At 74.5% G+C, this 16223-nt stretch carries 10 protein-coding genes; 5 read left to right on the forward strand and 5 right to left on the reverse strand.

What is annotated here, in order from left to right; all coding sequences use genetic code 11:
- Positions 1 to 9: 9 nt before the first annotated feature.
- The 3 genes from DZA62_RS35870 to DZA62_RS22900 all read left to right on the forward strand — a co-directional run bounded on the left by DZA62_RS35870 (position 10) and on the right by DZA62_RS22900 (position 5261).
- Positions 10 to 2535 carry a hypothetical protein gene (locus tag DZA62_RS35870; RefSeq protein WP_157987843.1) on the forward strand — a complete coding sequence of 842 codons (2526 nt, stop codon included), beginning with the start codon at positions 10 to 12 and terminating at the stop codon, positions 2533 to 2535.
- A 90-nt stretch (positions 2536 to 2625) separates the two neighbouring features.
- Complete coding sequence (locus DZA62_RS22895; protein ID WP_157987844.1) at positions 2626 to 3897, forward strand: MFS transporter; 1272 nt, start codon at positions 2626 to 2628, stop codon at positions 3895 to 3897.
- Positions 3894 to 5261, forward strand: a complete 1368-nt coding sequence (locus DZA62_RS22900; RefSeq protein WP_116951254.1) for an aspartate aminotransferase family protein — start codon at positions 3894 to 3896, stop codon at positions 5259 to 5261. Before DZA62_RS22895 ends, DZA62_RS22900 begins: the two co-directional genes overlap by 4 nt.
- Here DZA62_RS22900 and DZA62_RS22905 read toward each other — a convergent pair.
- Positions 5227 to 6798, reverse strand: coding sequence for a SagB/ThcOx family dehydrogenase (locus DZA62_RS22905; RefSeq protein ID WP_116951255.1), 1572 nt, complete (start codon positions 6796 to 6798; stop codon positions 5227 to 5229). The two genes, DZA62_RS22900 and DZA62_RS22905, sit on opposite strands and share 35 nt — an antisense overlap.
- Positions 6795 to 10202 carry a proline dehydrogenase family protein gene (locus DZA62_RS22910; protein WP_116951256.1) on the reverse strand — a complete coding sequence of 1136 codons (3408 nt, stop codon included), beginning with the start codon at positions 10200 to 10202 and terminating at the stop codon, positions 6795 to 6797. Before DZA62_RS22910 ends, DZA62_RS22905 begins: the two co-directional genes overlap by 4 nt.
- A 132-nt stretch (positions 10203 to 10334) precedes the next feature.
- Between DZA62_RS22910 and DZA62_RS22915 the strand changes: the two genes are divergently transcribed.
- Positions 10335 to 11264, forward strand: a complete 930-nt coding sequence (locus tag DZA62_RS22915) for a LysR substrate-binding domain-containing protein (protein ID WP_116951257.1) — start codon at positions 10335 to 10337, stop codon at positions 11262 to 11264.
- 147 nt (positions 11265 to 11411) lie between these two features.
- Here DZA62_RS22915 and DZA62_RS22920 read toward each other — a convergent pair whose 3' ends face one another.
- The gene (locus DZA62_RS22920) at positions 11412 to 12584 is read right to left on the reverse strand and encodes an MFS transporter (RefSeq protein WP_116951258.1); all 1173 of its coding nucleotides are present in this window, start codon (positions 12582 to 12584) and stop codon (positions 11412 to 11414) included.
- Positions 12585 to 12655: 71 nt separating this feature from the next.
- Positions 12656 to 13057, reverse strand: coding sequence for a hypothetical protein (locus DZA62_RS22925; RefSeq protein ID WP_157987845.1), 402 nt, complete (start codon positions 13055 to 13057; stop codon positions 12656 to 12658).
- Between the two features lie 127 nt (positions 13058 to 13184).
- On the opposite strand from DZA62_RS22925, the gene DZA62_RS22930 reads away from it, so the two are divergent.
- Positions 13185 to 13835: a DUF1707 SHOCT-like domain-containing protein gene (locus tag DZA62_RS22930; RefSeq protein ID WP_116951260.1), complete on the forward strand. Its 651-nt coding sequence runs from the start codon at positions 13185 to 13187 to the stop codon at positions 13833 to 13835.
- A 118-nt stretch (positions 13836 to 13953) separates the two neighbouring features.
- Here DZA62_RS22930 and DZA62_RS22935 read toward each other — a convergent pair whose 3' ends face one another.
- Positions 13954 to 16098 (reverse strand): MMPL family transporter, encoded by a 2145-nt coding sequence (locus DZA62_RS22935; RefSeq protein ID WP_116951261.1) that lies wholly within the window; start codon positions 16096 to 16098, stop codon positions 13954 to 13956.
- Positions 16099 to 16223 lie beyond the last annotated feature (125 nt).

Here is a 16223-nt window from a genome sequence, read left to right on the forward strand (position 1 = left end):
GACGGCCGCGTGCCGCGCACTCGGCTGCTCGGCCGCCTGGACCGGCCGGCAGCGCTCACGGCGATCGTCGGCCTGCCGGGGACCGGCAAGACCGCGCTGGTGGCCGACTGGGTACGGCGCCGCGCGGCCGCCGGCGCCCAGGTGACCTGGATCGACGACGTCGACGGTGTGCGCGCCGCCCTGGTCGCGGCCGGCGCTGGCGTGCCGGGCGAGACCGTCCTCGTCGTCGACCACGGCGACGACCTGGGCGAGCCCGGCGCCGTCGCCGCCGCGCTCGCCCGCGTGCCGCACGTGCGTCTGGTGGTGTGCGGCCGCCGCCCGCTGCCGTTGGTCGCCGCCGCATACCGGGCCGGGCTGGAGGTCACGCAGCTCACCGGTCCGGAACTGCTCGCCACTCCGGAGGAGTTCGCCGCCGCGTGGGGCGAGCGCGGCCTGGCCGCGGTCCACGAGCACACCCGGGGCTGGTTGCTCCCGGCCCGCCTGATGATCGACGCGCCGACGGCCGAGGACGGGCGGCGCGCGGCCGCGGACTACGTGCGGGCGGTCGTGCTCGACGGGCTGGACGACGCGGTCCGCGCGGCCGCGCTGCTGCTGGCGCTGCCCGACGCGATCACCCCCGTTCACCAGCGTGCCGCCGGAGTGGACGACGACCTGGTGGGGGAGCTGCGGGCGGTAGCGGCCGGCGGGTGTCGGTACCCGCCCGTAGGGTTGGGCCCCACCCAGTCGGGCGGGCCACGACGTCGGGCGGTTGCGGCTGAGGCGGCCGCTGCGGGGGCGGCAGACACGGCGGCGGGCGCGGCTGCCGATGACGACGGTGCGTGGTCGATGCCGCCGGTGCTGCGCGACGCGCTGCGGGCCGAGCTGGCCGCCGTCGCGCCGGACCGACCGGCCGCATGGCACCGCCGGTACGCCCGGGCGCTGCTCGACGGCGACGCGCCGGGTCCGGCGGTCCGGCACGCCCGTGCGGCCGCGGACTGGGCGCTGCTGGCGCAGGCGTGGAACGCGGCCGGGCTCTGCCTGCTCACCGAGTGGGCCGACGATCTGGTCGCCGGGTACGCCGACCTGCCCTCGCGGGTGCTGCGCGACGACCCGGGGCTGCGACTGCCGGCGGCAGCCGCCCGCATCCTGACGTCGCATCCACCCGGTGTCCGGACGCTGCAGGCGCTGGTCAGCGCGTTCCGAACCGAGGGCGAGCAGGTGCTGCGGACGGAGGAGGCGACCCCGGGCCGGCCCAGCGACCTGCAGCTGCAGCTGCGGTCGCTGGCGATCGTCGCCGACCGCATGGACGGCCGGTACGAGCGGGCCGTCGCCGGCGCCGCCCGGCTGGACCGTGAACTGACCGGCCGCGACGGTGACGGCTGGCCCATGCACCGCGCGTGGGCGCTGCACCAGGCCGCCCAGGCGCTGCTGCTCAGCGGCAACGGGCCGCGCGCGCTCGCCTTCGGGACGCAGGCCTACGCCGCGGCGCACGAGCGGGTGGCGCACCCCGTCACCGCGCACATCGCCGCCGACCTCGCGCTGCTGCACGCCGCCGAGGGCGCGACCGTCGACGCCCGGTACTGGCTGGACGTGGACGAGCTGCAGTCCGCGCCGGCCCGCTGGCTGGAGTATCTGGTCCGGCTGCCCGCGCACCTCGCCGCCGCCTTCGTCGCCGTCGACCGGCTGGACGGCGGTGTGGCCCGGGCCCACCTGGACCGGGCCGAGGACGACACCGGGCAGGCCGAGCTGTGGCCGTTCGTCATGGCCGCGCAGACCCAGTACGCGCTGAGCTTCGGCGACCCGCTGCTGGCGCTGGCCGCCGCCGATCGATACGCCGCCGGCCACGTCTCCGGGACCGACGTCGGACTCCGCGGCCGGCCGCCCGCGTCCGCGCTGCCGGCCGACAGCCTCGCGGCCCGGCTGGTCGACCGGTGCCGGGCCGAGCTGCTGCTCGCGCTGGGCGAGCTGAACCGCGTCGACACGCTGCTGCGGGCGGCCGGTCCCGACGCGGCCTGGCTGCGGGTGCCGCGCGCCCGGTTCCAGCTCCTGCGCGGCCGGCCGGGTCAGGCGGCGCTCGTGGCCGACACGGCGGCGTGGGAGCCGGGCACCGCACCGCGCGACAGGATCGAGCTGCTGCTCATCGAGGCCGCGGCGGCCGAGGCACTCGGCGCGTCCGGGAACGCGGACCGCTCGTTCGGCCGGGCCGCCGAACTGGCCGCCCGTGCCGGCGTCCTGCGCCCGTACACGCTGCTGCCCGCCGACGTCCGCGACGCGCTGGCGAAGCGGTCCGGAATCGCGCTGGACCCCGTCGTGACGGCCGCGCGGCCGGCCTACCCGGCGTCCGCGGAGCTGGTGGTCCTGACCGAGCGCCAGCAGGCCGTGCTGCGCGCGCTCGTGCGGCACGAGGACGCGGCGGCGATCTCGTACGCGCTGGTCATGGCGCCCAGTCTGGTCGAGGAGCAGCTCCGGTCGCTGTACGCGCGGCTCGGTGTCGCCGGCCGGGACGCCGCCCTGCTGCGCGCGCGCCGGCTCGGCCTCCTCCATGATGATCGGTGATCACGGAGGTGCCGCTCGTTCGGGTTGCGGGGGTGGCCGGGTCCGTCCATGATCGTCCGGACCCCATCGCCCCCGACGAGACGAGCCGACGTGGTCGCGCCCGACACCCTCGTCCGCCCGCTGGTCAGCAGGCGGGTGCTGCCGTCGCTGGCGCTGGTCATGTTCGCCGTGGTCGCGAACTACGCCGCGCTGCTGTCGGTGCTGCTGCCGAACCACGTCGAGGCGATCGATCCTGACCGCAAGGTCGCCAACCTGGCCATCGTCACGTCGGTCTCGTTCGCGTTCACGATCCTCGCCCAGCCGCTGGTCGGCGCGCTGAGCGACCGCACGCACAGCCGGTTGGGCCGCAGGGCGCCGTGGCTGCTGGCCGGAGCCGTCGTGGCCGCCGGGTTCCTGCTGGGTCTCGGCGGGCTCGGCTCGGTCGCGTGGATCTGCGTGTTCTGGGTGGTCGTCCAGTTCGCGCTCAACGGCACCGACGTCGCCGTCGCGGCCACGGTGGCCGACCGCATCGCGCCGGCCCGCCGCGGCCGTGCGTCGGCGGTGCTGGCCGGCGGAGGGATGGCCGGCGCGGCGGCGGGGACGGCCTTCGCCGGTCCGCTGGCCACCGAGCACCGGCCGGTCGCGTACACCGTGCTCGGGCTGGCGGTGGTCGCCGCGGCCACGGTGTTCGTACTGGTCAACCGCGCGACGCTGCGCGACGATGCCCCGGCGCCGACGCGCGACGGGCCGCGGCGAGAGCTGCTGCGCGGGTTCTGGCGACGGCCGCGCGAGCATGCCGACTTCCTGCGCGTGTTCGGGTCGCGGCTGCTGTTCGTGCTCGGCTACCAGCTCATCCTGACCTACCAGCTGTACATCCTCACGGACTATGTGGGTCTCGGCCGCGACGACGCCAACCGGCTGATCGGGCTGCTCACAGTGCTCGGCTTCGCGACGACGGTCGTGGGCGTGGTCGTGGGTGGCTGGTGGAGCGACCGGACCGGCCGGCGCACGGTGTTCCTGGTGGCGGCGGCCGCGATCCTCGGCGTGGCGCTCGCGGTGCCGCTGGCGTCCGCGACGACGGCGGCGGTGGCGGTGTTCGCGGCGGTCCAGGGTCTGGCCGGCGGGCTGTACCTGGCCTGCGGCAACGCACTGGCCATCGACGTGCTGCCGGATCGGGCGGGTGGGGCGGGGAAGGACCTGGGACTGTTCAACGTCGCGGTCAACGTGCCGCAGACGATCGCCCCGCCGGTGGCCGCGCTGGTCATCACCGTCTTCGACGGCTACCGCCCGCTGTTCGCCGTCGCGCTGGTCAGTGTCGCGGCCTCGGCCGTCCTCGTCGCCCGGGTACGACAGACTGGGGACGGAGGCGGTGAGGCCAGATGACCCCGACACACGACGAGCTGCAGCGGTCCGCGGCGGACCACCTGCTGCTCCACTTCTCCAAGCAGCGGCTCGACGACCTGCTGGTGCTCGAGCGGGCCGAGGGCCCGTACGTGTTCGACAGCCGTGGGCGGCGCTACGTCGACGCGCTGTCGAGCCTGTTCTGCGCCCAGCTCGGCTACTCCTACGGGGCCGAGATGGGCGCCGCGGTCACCGAGCAGCTCACCCGGCTGCCGTTCAACACCAACTGGGCGACGGCGCACCCGCCGGCCATCGAGCTGGCCGAGCGGCTCACCGGCCTCGCACCGGCCGGGCTGACCCGCGCGTTCTTCACCAACGGCGGCTCCGAGGCGGTCGAGGCCGCGTGGAAGCTCGTCCGCGAGCACTACCTGGCCATCGGCCAGCCGCGGCGCACGAAGGCGATCGCCCGCGACGTCGCCTACCACGGTGTGACGCTGGGGGCGCTGGCGTTCACCGGCGTCGCGCGGTTCAAGGACGACTTCGGCCCGCCGCCCATCGACGTCACCCACGTGTCGAACACCAACGCGTTCCGGGCGCCCGACGGCGCCGACCCCGCGGCCTTCCGCGCCCGGCTGCTGGCCGAGGTCGAGGCCGCGGTCGTCGCGGCGGGGCCCGACGAGGTGGCGCTGATCATCGCCGAGCCGGTGCAGAACGCCGGCGGCTGCCTGACCCCGCCGCCGGGCTACTGGCGCGGGCTGCGCGAGATCGCCGATCGTTACGGCATCCTGCTGATGGCCGACGAGGTCATCACCGGCTGCGGGCGGCTGGGCGAGTGGTTCGGCGTCGCGCGCGAGGGCGTCACGCCCGACCTCGTCAGCCTGGCGAAGGGCCTCACCGCGGCGTACGCGCCGATGGGCGCTGTGCTCACGACCGACCGCGTGGTCCAGCCGCTGGTCGACGGCGGCCGGGTGCTCCGGCACGGCATCACGTTCGGCGGCCATCCGGCCAGCGCCGCGGTAGCCCTGCGCACCATCGACATCGTCGCCCGCGACGGCGTCCTCGAGAACGTCCGCGCGCTGGAGCCGTACCTGCGCGACCGCCTGGGCGAGCTGCTCGGGCTGCCGATCGTCGGCGACGTCCGCGGCGCCGGCTTCTTCTGGGCGGTCGAGCTGGTGCAGGATGCCGCGAACGGCAGGTTCGACCAAGCCGAGCGCGACGCCCTGCTGCGTGGCTACCTGCCCGGCCGGTTGCTGGAGGCCGGCCTGATCGCCCGCGCCGACGACCGCGGCGATGCCGTCCTGCAGATCGCGCCGCCGCTGATCAGCGACCGCGCGGTCCTCGACGAGATCGTCGACGGGCTGCGCGACGTGCTCACGGACGCGGGGAAGCGGTTCGCGGCCGCTTGACCCCGAACACCGTCACGAACAGATAGCTCTTGCCGGCCGCGTGCGGCGAGAAGAGCTCGACCACCTCGTCGTCGGCCGACGTGGAGCCGACGGCGCCCAGGCCCAGCGCGTGCGTGCCGAGGTGCAGCTTGCCGGCCCGCAACGCGCTGGTCAGCTGAGCCGCACGGTAGCCGCGGTTGCCGTACGTCCTCAGCAGCGGCCCCAGGTCGGCCAGCCAGTAGGCGTTGACGTGCGCGTCGGCGCAGTACTCCTGGCCGACGGCGATGCGCGCGGCGTCGGCGCGGAAGTCGCCCGCACGCAGCAGCTCGACCGCGCCGCGATCCGGGTGGTGCAGGTAGCTGCCGGGGGTCAGCCCCTCGACGGCGTTGACGATCAGATAGCAGTCCAGCGGCGGCCCGACGTCGGCGGCGAAGGCCCGTGACGAGCGGTCCAGCAGCGTGGAGAAGTCGCGGAACCCGAGTTCGGCGGTGGTGTCGTAGGTGCGGGTCGAGCGGCGCCGCAGGATCACGTCCTCGACCGGCGACGGCGGGAGCGCGTCGTCGGGCAGCGGGTCCAGCGGGGTGAGTGGCCCGGCCGGCTCCGGCGCCGCGGCGGACAGTGTCCCGGACCGCCAGGCCGCCGCGTCGGCGCCGGTGTCCAGCGACGACGCCAGGTGCATCGCGCCGATCGCGGGGAAGTCGACCTCGCGCGGAGAGACCGGGCGCACCGGCAGGTCCACCGGCGGCAGTGCCGCCGCGTCGGGCGCCGGCGCCGCACCGCGGCCGAGCGCGCAGAGCGCGACGGCGGCCTCACGCGTGCCGTCGACGCCGAGGACGGCGTTGACCTCACGGTCGGAGAAGCCGAGCACCAGCTCCGCCGGGACGCCGGCCGACGCCGCGACCGCCAGCGCCTGCGACAGCGACGTGCCCGCGTCCCAGAACGCGTGCCGGTAGGCGCGCGCCTTGTAGCGCCAGGCGTTGCGCCAGAACGTGCTGGTCACCGCCAGGACGACGGGTGCTGCCGCCACCGCGGGCTCGGCGCCGGTGGCCCCTACGAGCGCCGCGCGGACGTCGCCGGAGCGCACCCGGCGCAGGCTGTGGTCGTGCGCCGCGTACTGGTAGAGGCCCGCGGTGAGACCGGGCAGGTCGGCACAGGCGAAGTACAGCTCCAGGTGGTAACGGGCGCCGGTGCCGCCCGCCGTCCGGTAGGTGAGCGTGCTGCCGCGGACGCTCACGGTGCGGTCCAGCAGGCCGTTGCTCAGCCGCGCGATGCGCGCCAGCAGCTCGACGTCGGGCGCCGCCGTGCCGTCCAGGCCGGAAGCCGACACCGCCGCCAGCGCCGGGACGGCCGACGGCGCGAACTCGCGCGGGATCGCGATCGGCTCCAGCGTCTCGTACACCTTGAACGGGTACGGCTCGAGCGAGCGGTCCTCCTCCCAGATCGCGTTCTCGAGGTGCGGCGGCGTGCCCATGACGATGCCGCCGTCGTCTCCGCGCCGGTACTTCGTGGCCGCGTGGAACTCGAGAGCGGCCCTGACGTCGGCGTTGGGCTGGGTCATCCTGCGAGGGTAGACGCCTGTGCCAGCGGGTCGGGGGAGCCGAAGCGGTGCGCGGTGATGCTGACCGCCTGCTCGTGCAGGAACGGCAGCAGCTCGACGCGGCCGGCCTCGGTCACCGGCTGGGCGTAGACGGCGAGGTCGGGACGGCCGCCGGCGGCCTCGTACAGCGCCGCGGGGTCGCCGCCGACCAGCCGCACCCGGCCGGTCAGCGTCGCCGCCCGGCGCTGCCAGTCAGCGGCGGGCTCGACCGACACGGCGACGCCGAGCGCCGTCAGCGCCGACGTCACGGCCGCGGGCAGCTCGCCGGCCGCCGACACCGTCACCCGAGCGCCCGCGAGCAGGCCGGCCGCGACCACCCGCAGCAGGTCGGCGACCGGCGCGCCGGACTCGTGCCGGACGGTGACCGGATACGGCAGGTACCGGAACACGTTGCGTTCGGCGATCAGCCCGGACACGTCGCGGGCGACGCCGAACTCGTCGCGCCAGGCGGCGGCGTCGCTGCGCAGCGCCCGCTCCAGCGCGTCGGTGCCGGCCAGCCCGGCGGAGTGCCCGGCGGCCAGCAGCGCGGCCGGTCCGGCGGCCAGCGGCGTCGCCGCGGCCGTGGACGGCGCGGCCGACCAGTCGGTGAGGCCGACGAGGTAGTTCGGCCCGCCCGCCTTCGTCCCGGCGCCGACGGCGGAACGCTTCCAGCCGCCGAACGGCTGCCGCCGGACGATCGCGCCGGTGGTGCCGCGGTTGACGTAGAGGTTGCCGGCCTCGACGCGGTCGAGCCAGGCCGCGAGGTCGCCGGCGTCGCGGGTGTGCAGGCCCGCGGTGAGGCCGTAGGCGACCCGGTTCTGCAGCGCGATCGCCTCGTCCAGCGTGGCCGCGGTCATGATGCCGAGCACCGGGCCGAAGTACTCCGTCAGGTGGTACTCCGAGCCGTCGGTGACGCCCACCTTGACGCCCGGCGACCAACTGCGGCCCTCGTCGTCCAGCTGCCGCGGCCGGACCACCCACGACTCGCCCGGGCCGAGCGTCGTCAGCGCCCGCAGCAGCTTGCCCTCGGCCGGACCGATGAGCGGGCCGACCTGCGACGTCGGGTCGGTCGGCAGGCCCACCTTCAACGATGCGACGGCGTCGACCAGCTGGTCGCGGAACCGGCGCGACCGCGCCACCGAGCCGACGAGGATGACCAGCGACGCGGCCGAGCACTTCTGGCCGGCGTGGCCGAACGCGGAGTACACGACGTCGCGGACGGCGAGGTCGATGTCGGCGCTCGGCGTGACGACGATCGCGTTCTTGCCGCTGGTCTCGGCCAGCAGCGGGAGGTCCGTGCGGAACGACCGGAACAGCTCGGCGGTCTCGTAGGCGCCGGTGAGGATGACCCGGCCGACGCGCGGGTCGGACACCAGCCGGCGGCCCAGCGCGGACTCGCCGACCCGCAGCAGCCGCAGCACGTCGCGCGGGACCCCGGCCGCCCACAGCGCCTCGGCCAGCACCGCGCCACAGCGCACGGCCTGCGACGCCGGCTTGAGCACGACGGCGGACCCGGCGGCCAGGGCGGCCAGCGTCGACCCGGCCGGGATCGCGACCGGGAAGTTCCACGGCGGCGTGACGACGGTGAGCGGCACCGGCCGGCGGACCGCGCCGTCGACGTCGTCGAGCCGTTCGGCCAGGCCCGCGTAGTAGTCGGCGAAGTCGATCGCCTCGGACACCTCGGGATCGCCCTGGTCCAGGGTCTTGCCGGCCTCGGCCGCCATGACCTCCAGCAGCTCGGCCCGGTGCCGTTCCAGCTCGACCGCCGCGCGGCGCAGCACCGCCGCCCGCTCGGCGCCGGTCAGCGCACCCCAGCCGCGGCCCGCCTCGGCGGCGTCGCCCAGCAGCTCGTCGAGCGCGCCCTCCGACGTGACGACGGCGGCCTCGGCGGTGGCCGCACCGGCCGAGCTGGTGGCCGCGCGGGCGAGGATGTCGCGGCTCCATGCCACGTTGCCCGGCAGCGAGGGATCGGTGTCGGGCACGTTCTGGAACTCGGCCTGGACGGTGCCCGCGACCGGCTCGCGGCGGTCCTGCGCGCGGTGTGGCCGAGGAACGGCGCGGTCGAGCGCGGCCAGCGAGGCGAGGAACCGGTCGCGCTCGCGGACGAACAGCTCCTCGTGGTCGTGCAGCCCGGCGAGAGCGGACAGGAAGTTCTCCTCGCTCGCGCCCTCCTCCAGCCGGCGGACCAGATAGGCGATGGCGACGTCGAACTCACGCGGGTGCACGACCGGGGTGTAGAGGCGGACCTTGCCGACCTCGCGGCGGACCACCTCGGCCTGACCCTGGGCCATGCCCAGCAGCATCTCGACCTCGACGCCGTCGCGGACCCCGCGCCGCCCGGCCAGCAGCCAGGCGAAGGCGAGGTCGAACAGGTTGTGCCCGGCGACGCCGATGTGCACGTTGTCGATGTGCCCGGGCCGCAGCGCGTAGTCGAGCAGCCGCTTGTAGTTGGTGTCGGTCTCCTGCTTGCTGTGCCAGGTGGCCAGCGGCCAGCCGCGCAGCGACGCCTCGACCCGCTCCATCGGCAGGTTCGCGCCCTTGACCACACGCACCTTGACCGGCGCGCCGCCGCGGGCCCGGCGTGCGGCCGCCCATTCCTGCAGCCGGATCATCGTGCCCAGCGTGTCCGGCAGGTAGGCCTGCAGGACGATGCCGGCCTCCAGGCCCTGGAACTCCGGCCGGTCCAGCAGCGTGGTGAAGACCGCGGTCGTGAGCTCGAGGTCGCGGTACTCCTCCATGTCGAGGTTGACGAACGTCGACGCGGCCGCGGCCCGCCGGTACAGCGGCGTGAGCGCCTCGACGACGTGGGCCACGGTGTCGTCGAACGCCCACGCCGAGTGCGGCGCCACCGTCGACGACACCTTGACCGACACGTAGTCGACGTCGGGGCGGTCCAGCAGCTTCAGCGTGCCGTCGAGCCGGCGGCGGGCCTCGCGCTCGCCCAGCACCGCCTCGCCCAGCAGGTTGACGTTGAGCCGGGAGCCGCCGCGGCGGATACGCGTGATCGCCCGGCCCAGCTGCGCCGGCCGGGCGTCGACGACCAGGTGGCCGACCATCGCGCGCAGCGCCCGCCGGGCGATCGGCACGACCACTCCGGGAGCGGCCCGTCCGGCCAGCCCGCCGGCCCGGACCGCGAGCCGCAGGTGCGCGGGCAGGAACGCCGGCACGTCCGCGGCGAGGTCGCGCAGCGCCCGGGCGGCGACCTTCGGGTCCTCGGGCCGGACCACGCCGTCGACGAAGCCGACCGCGAACGGCAGCCCGCTGGGGTCGGCGAGCACCTGCGAGAGCCGCTGGGCGGCGGCGCTCGCGGGATGCTGCGCGGCCTCGTCCAGCCAGCGGCGGACGGTCGCGACGACCTCGTCGGAGAGCGCCAGCAGATCGTTCAACCCGTCCGCCCGAGCGGCGGTGTCGTCCAGGTCACGGCCATGTCCACAGTCTGGTCACCCACTGGCATAAGGTAAAGCGATGTTTTCTGACGAGTACTCGTCAGATCCACTTATGGTTTCCTGGAGGCAACCGTGCTCGACGTCCGCCGGCTGCGGCTGCTGCGCGAACTGGCCGTCCGCGGCACCATCGCCGACGTCGCCGCGGCCCTGCACCAGAGTCCCTCCTCGGTGTCGCAGCAGCTCACGCTGCTGGAGAAGGAGGCCGGCGTGCCGCTGCTGCGCAAGGTCGGCCGGCGGCTGCAGCTCACCCCGCAGGCGGAGATCCTGGTCGAGCACACCGCCGTCGTCCTGCAGCGGCTCGAGGAGGCGGAGTCCGACCTGCGGGCGTCCCTGCAGGAGGCCACCGGAACCGTCCGCATCGCGGTCTTCCAGTCCGCCGCGCTCGCGCTGATGCCCGACCTGCTGCACACCCTGGCCGAGCGGCATCCGCGGCTGCGCGTCACGATGACGCAGCGCGAGCCGGAGACCGCGCTGATGGAGACGTTCGCCCGCGACTTCGACCTGGTCGTCGCCGAGCAGTACCCGAGCCACGCGGCGCCCTGGCACCCCGAGCTCGATCGCGTCGGCCTCACCCGCGACGCCATCCGGCTGGCCGTCCCACCCGGGCCGGAGTGGGCGCACATCACCGGGCTGGCCGACACCGCCGGGCTGCCGTGGGTGGTCGAGCCGCACGGCGCGGCGTCGCGGCACTTCGCCGAGCAGGCCTGCCGGCAGGCCGGGTTCGAGCCGGACGTGCGGTTCGAGACGGCCGACCTGACGGCGCAGATCGAGCTGATCGAGACGGGCAACGCGGTGGCGCTGATCCCCGACCTCATGTGGGCGCGGCGCCCGCCTGCGGTGCGGCTGATCGACCTCGACGGTGTGCCGCACCGGACGGTGTTCACCGCGGCCCGGCACTCCATGGCCCAGCGGCCGTCCATCCTCGCCTGCCGCGAGGCGCTCGCCGCCGCCGTCGAGCACGGGCCGGGCAGCGGCGCGGGCTCTGTCGGTGCCCGCCCGTAGGGTGGGCACCCTCCCTGTCGGGGCGGGTCATACCTACCCGAGCGGTGCGGGCCGGCCGAGGTTCGCATCGCCGGATGAGACGAGGCGGGCGCGGCCGTGCAACTCGCCCGGCGCCGGTGACCGCGGCGCCGGTGACCGCGGCGCCGGTCAGGCCGTGAGCCGCCGCTCGCGCCGTGCCGGCAGCAGCGCCGGCACCAGCAGTGCTGCGGCCAGGACGAAGACGACGGGGTAGCCCGCACCGGCGGCGACCATGCCGGCACCGGCCGCGCCGACCGCCATGCCGACGTCGTAGGCGGCGTTCCAGATCGCGCTGACGGTGCCGTAACCGGCCGGCCGCACCCGGCTGTACATGAGCGCGAGCGTCGCGTTCTGCAGCACCCCGAAGCCGGCACCGAACACGGCGGCTCCGGCGACGACGGCGGCCGGCGTCCCCGTCGCGCTGACCCCGAGCAGGCCGGCCGCGGCCAGCAGCAGTCCGGGGACCAGTAGCCGGGCCTGACCGTGCCGGTCGCCGAACCTGCCGGCCACCCAGCGCGCGGCCGTCGCCGTCGCCGGCTGCACCAGCAGCGCGGCCGCGGCGACCGAAGCCGACGCGGTGGCCAGCGGCAGGAACGTCACCAGGACGCCGATCGCGACCGTCGACGCCGCGAAGACGGCGGCCGGCCGAACCAGCCCGGCGTCGCGCAGCCCCGCCAGCACGCCGTGCGTGCCGCCGGCCGCGTCCGTCCGCCGGGGGAGGCCCGGCACGGCGGCGAGGCTCAGCAGGGTGGCGACCGCCGTGATCGCGAACACCGTCCCGGCGCCCCACCGCTCGGCCGCCCAGACGCCGAACGGCAGCGCGACCAGCGCGGGCACCCCGCCGACGACCCCGACCAGCGCGAGCCCTTCGCCGCGGCGGTGCTCGGGCAGCAGAGCGGCCGTCAACGCGCCGCCCGCGACGATCGTGACGCCGAAACCGAGGCCGCGCACCAGGTTCACCGCGACCACCACCGCCAGGTCCGGCGCGGCCAGCAGCACCAGGGTGGGCGCACCGAGCAGCACGAGCCCGGCGGTCAGCGCCAGCCGGTAGCCGAACCGGGCGACCAGCCGCGGCGTCGCGACCTCACCGGCGACCGAGGCGGTCAGCAGCGCGCCGGTGGCCAGACCCGCGGCACCGGCGGACCCGGCCGCCTCGGCGACCAGCGGCACGACCGACAGCGGCAGGTAGAAGCCGAGCGACGAGCCGACGATGGTGACGAACCGGAGCAGCAGCGCCCGGGTGACCAGCGGCGCATGGGAAGCGGCGGGAGCGGCGGCGACGGCGAGCGTGACGGTGGTCATGCCACGACGCTAAGGACGAATCGGTCCGCTCGTGAGTGCCAATCGCGCCGTGGAACTACGGACCGATTTGGCTACGCGCCGGCCGGTCGACCCTTCGTCCGGCCGTGAACGGCGTCGATGAGGCGGTCGTCGACCTGGTCGTAGATGACGGTGCCGACCCACACGATGAGCGTGACGAAGATCCAGGTGCCGACGCCCTCGAGGTCGAAGTTCTTGCGCTCGGTGAACAGATCGGTCAGCAGCAGCCCGACCCACGTCAGCGCGATGCCGCCCACGAACGTGGCGCTGGAGGCGTACTTGCGCGCCAGCGACGCCATGACCCCACGCAGCAGCATGGTGAAGACGGTGAACAGGACGGTGCCGATCAGCCAGCCGGTGAAGGAGAGGCTGAACTTGTCGAACAACACGGCGGCGATCATGAACAGCACGCCGTTCGCCGCGGCGGCGAGCACCAGACGGATTCCCCACTTCATAGTTCGTACTGTGGCCCAATTGCTGTCGCGGCGCCACTGACCTGCGGATTTCACAAGTGGATAATTCCGGCGAAGCCTGCCGATACGGGCGGGTTCGGCGGGCGCGGGTTGCGTAGAGTTCTGCGCCATGGGCGACGAACCTGGGCGGCGCGAGGACCTGGCCGCCTCGCAGGCGCTGCAACGGGTCTCCGACGCCGACCGCGAGCGGGCCGCGGAACTCGTCCGGGCGGCGTATGGCGACGGACGGATCGGCGTCGACGAGATCGACGAACGGCTCGGCGCGGTCATGGCGGCACGCACCCGTGGCGATCTCGAGGCGGCCTTGGTCCACCTTCCCGGCGCGGACGACGTGCTGGCCGCGACGCACCCCGTTCTCGCGGTGAGTCGTGCCGGCGAGCCCACGACGATCAACGGGACGCACGCCAGGATCGAGCGTACGGGCCGGTGGGAGGTGCCCGCCCATCTCGTCGTCACCCTGGTCCACTCGTCAGTGGTGCTCGACCTGATGGAGGCGGTCCTGCCCGGGCCGGAGATTCGCGTGGACGTCGACCTCACGCACAGCCGGCTTCGCGTGATCGTCCCGGACGACGTCCGCGTCGACGTCTCGAATCTCGAGCAGCACGGGTCGAAGGTGCGGGTCGACCCGAGGGGCGACGCCGCGGCGCCTCGTGCCGTCGTCCGGCTGACCGGCCGGCTGGGCTGGAGCCGAGTCGCCGCGGCGGCGCCGGGCCGGCGCCGCCGCCGAGAGCTGCGCAAGGCCGCACGCCCGTCGCCCTGATCGCCGCCTCGACGTCCACCCCGGGTGAACCGCTCGCGTCGACGCCGACGCGGCGCCACGGTCCTGCGAGGTTCGTGGCGCCGCGTCGTGGTGCTCGTGGCCGTGCGTCCTGATCCGCCTAGTCGGCGGACCTGGCCAGTTCGCCCTCGCTCGGCGGGGCCGGCTCGTCGCGCCGGTCGCCGTGGCCGGGCCACCAGGCGGCGTGCCCGATGAGCGCGGTCAGTGCCGGCGTGAAGAACATCGCCATGACGAACGCCGCGACGAAGATGCCGAACGAGATGGCGAAGCCCATCGACGTCAGCAGCGCGTTGCCGCCCAGCATCAGCGAGGCGAACGTGCCGGCCAGGATGACGCCGGCCGCGGCCACCGTCGGCCCGGCGTGCCGGACCGCCATGGCCGCGGCGTCGCGCGGCTCCAGGCCGTTGCGGGACTCCTCGCGCAGCCGGGCCACCATGAGGATGTTGTAGTCGGTGCCGAGCGCCACGACGAACAGGTAGATGTAGATGGGCAGCATGAAGATCAGCCCGTCGTCGCCCTGGATCGTCTGGAACACCAGCACCGTCGCGCCCAGTGTCGCGCCGAAGCCCAGGCCGACCGACGCCATGAGGTACCAGGGCGCCACCAGACTGCGCAGCAACACGGCCAGGATCACCATGATGATCAGTGCGGCTACCGGGAACACGACCGAGTAGTCGCGGTTCATGGCGTCCTGCAGGTCGACGAAGACCGACGTCGTGCCGCCGACCAGCGCCTCGGTGCCGTCCGGCGCCGCGTCGTGCGCGGTGTCGCGGATGGGACCGGCGACGTTGTCCATCGACGCGTCCGAGGTCGGATCGGAGTCGAGGACGACGCTGTAGACGACGACGCTGCCGTCGGCGGAGGGCACGGGCGGCGCGACCTGCGCCACGCCCGGCGCCTCGCCGAGGGTGGTGCCGAACGCCGCCTGGTCCGCCTCGTCGATCGGGCTGCCGTCGGCGCTGCGCAGGAACACCGTCGTCGGGTCGGTCGCGCCGGGCGGCAGGCCCTTCTGCAGCGTCTCGAGCGCCACCGACGACTCCGCGGACGACGGCACGCCGGTGTCCGACAGGTCGAACGTCGGCCGGAACCCGAACGCGAACACCGCCAGCGCCGCCAGCACCAGGCCGGACACGACGGCGAACCGGACCGGGTGCCGGCCCAGCGAGGTGCCGACGGCACCGAATCGGGCCGCCTTCGGCTCGTTCTTCCACGCCTTCGACGGCCAGAACACCCTCGTTCCCAGCAGCGACACGATGGCCGGGACGAGCGTCAGCGCGGCCAGCACCGTGACGGCGACCGCGATGGCCAGCGCCGGGCCGATCGAGCGGAAGATGCCCAGCGTCGACAGGATCAGCGCCATGAACGCGACGATGACCGCGCCGCCGGCCGACGCGATGGCCTCACCGGCCCGCTCGGTGGCGTGCGTCACCGCGGTCTTGCTGTCCAGGCCGCGCCGCAGCGCCTCGCGGTAGCGGAACAGGAAGAACAGGATGTAGTCGGTGCCGATGCCGTAGAGCACCACGATCAGGATGACCGTGATCGACGAGTCGGCCTGCAGGTCGAACGCCTCGTTGGCGAACGCGATCAGGCCGGTCGCCACCTGCGAGATCACGGCGACGACGATGATCGGCATGAACGCGATGATCGGGCTGCGGAAGATGATGAAGAGCAGGCCGAGGATCAGCAGGATCGTCGCGATGCCGACGATCGCCTCGGCGTTCGACGCCGCCTCCTGTGAGTCCAGTCCCTGTGCGGCCGACCCGGTGACACCCATGCGCAGTCCGGTGCCGTCGAGCAGCGGTTCAGCGTCCTCGCGCAGGTCGCGGACGCTGTCCATCAGCTCCTCGCCGAACGGATCGGCGTCCTGCGCGAGACTGATGACGGCCGTCTGCACCAGCCGGTTCTCCGACGGCGGGCTCGGCGTGATCGGGCCGAACTCGGGCAGGTCCAGGCCGGCCAGCTCGCCCGAGATCCGCTCGACGGTGGCGGAGTCGTCGTCGGTCAGAGGTGCGCCGTCCTCACGGTCGAACACCATGATCGCGGCCATCTCGGTGCGGTCGGGGAAGGCGTCGGCCTGCAGTTCGGCGGCCTGGATGGACTCGTAGTGCTCGGGCAGGAACTCGGACTCGTCGGTGGTGGACGTGAGAGCGGGGGCGGTGGCGACCACCGCGACCGCCACCACGATCCACGCGACGATGACCTGCCACGGGTGTCGGGCGACGTAACGACCCAGCGCAGCGAACATGAATCAGACGGTAGCCAACTGACGCGGTGTGGGAAGGACGACTGGAAAACTGCGGTGGTAACTCTCTGGTGACGGTGACGTTGACGGCGCTCCCGCCGGGTGCGCGGAATGCGGCGGGAGCCGGA

Source organism: Jiangella endophytica (genome assembly GCF_003427025.1).
Lineage (GTDB): Bacteria > Actinomycetota > Actinomycetes > Jiangellales > Jiangellaceae > Jiangella > Jiangella endophytica.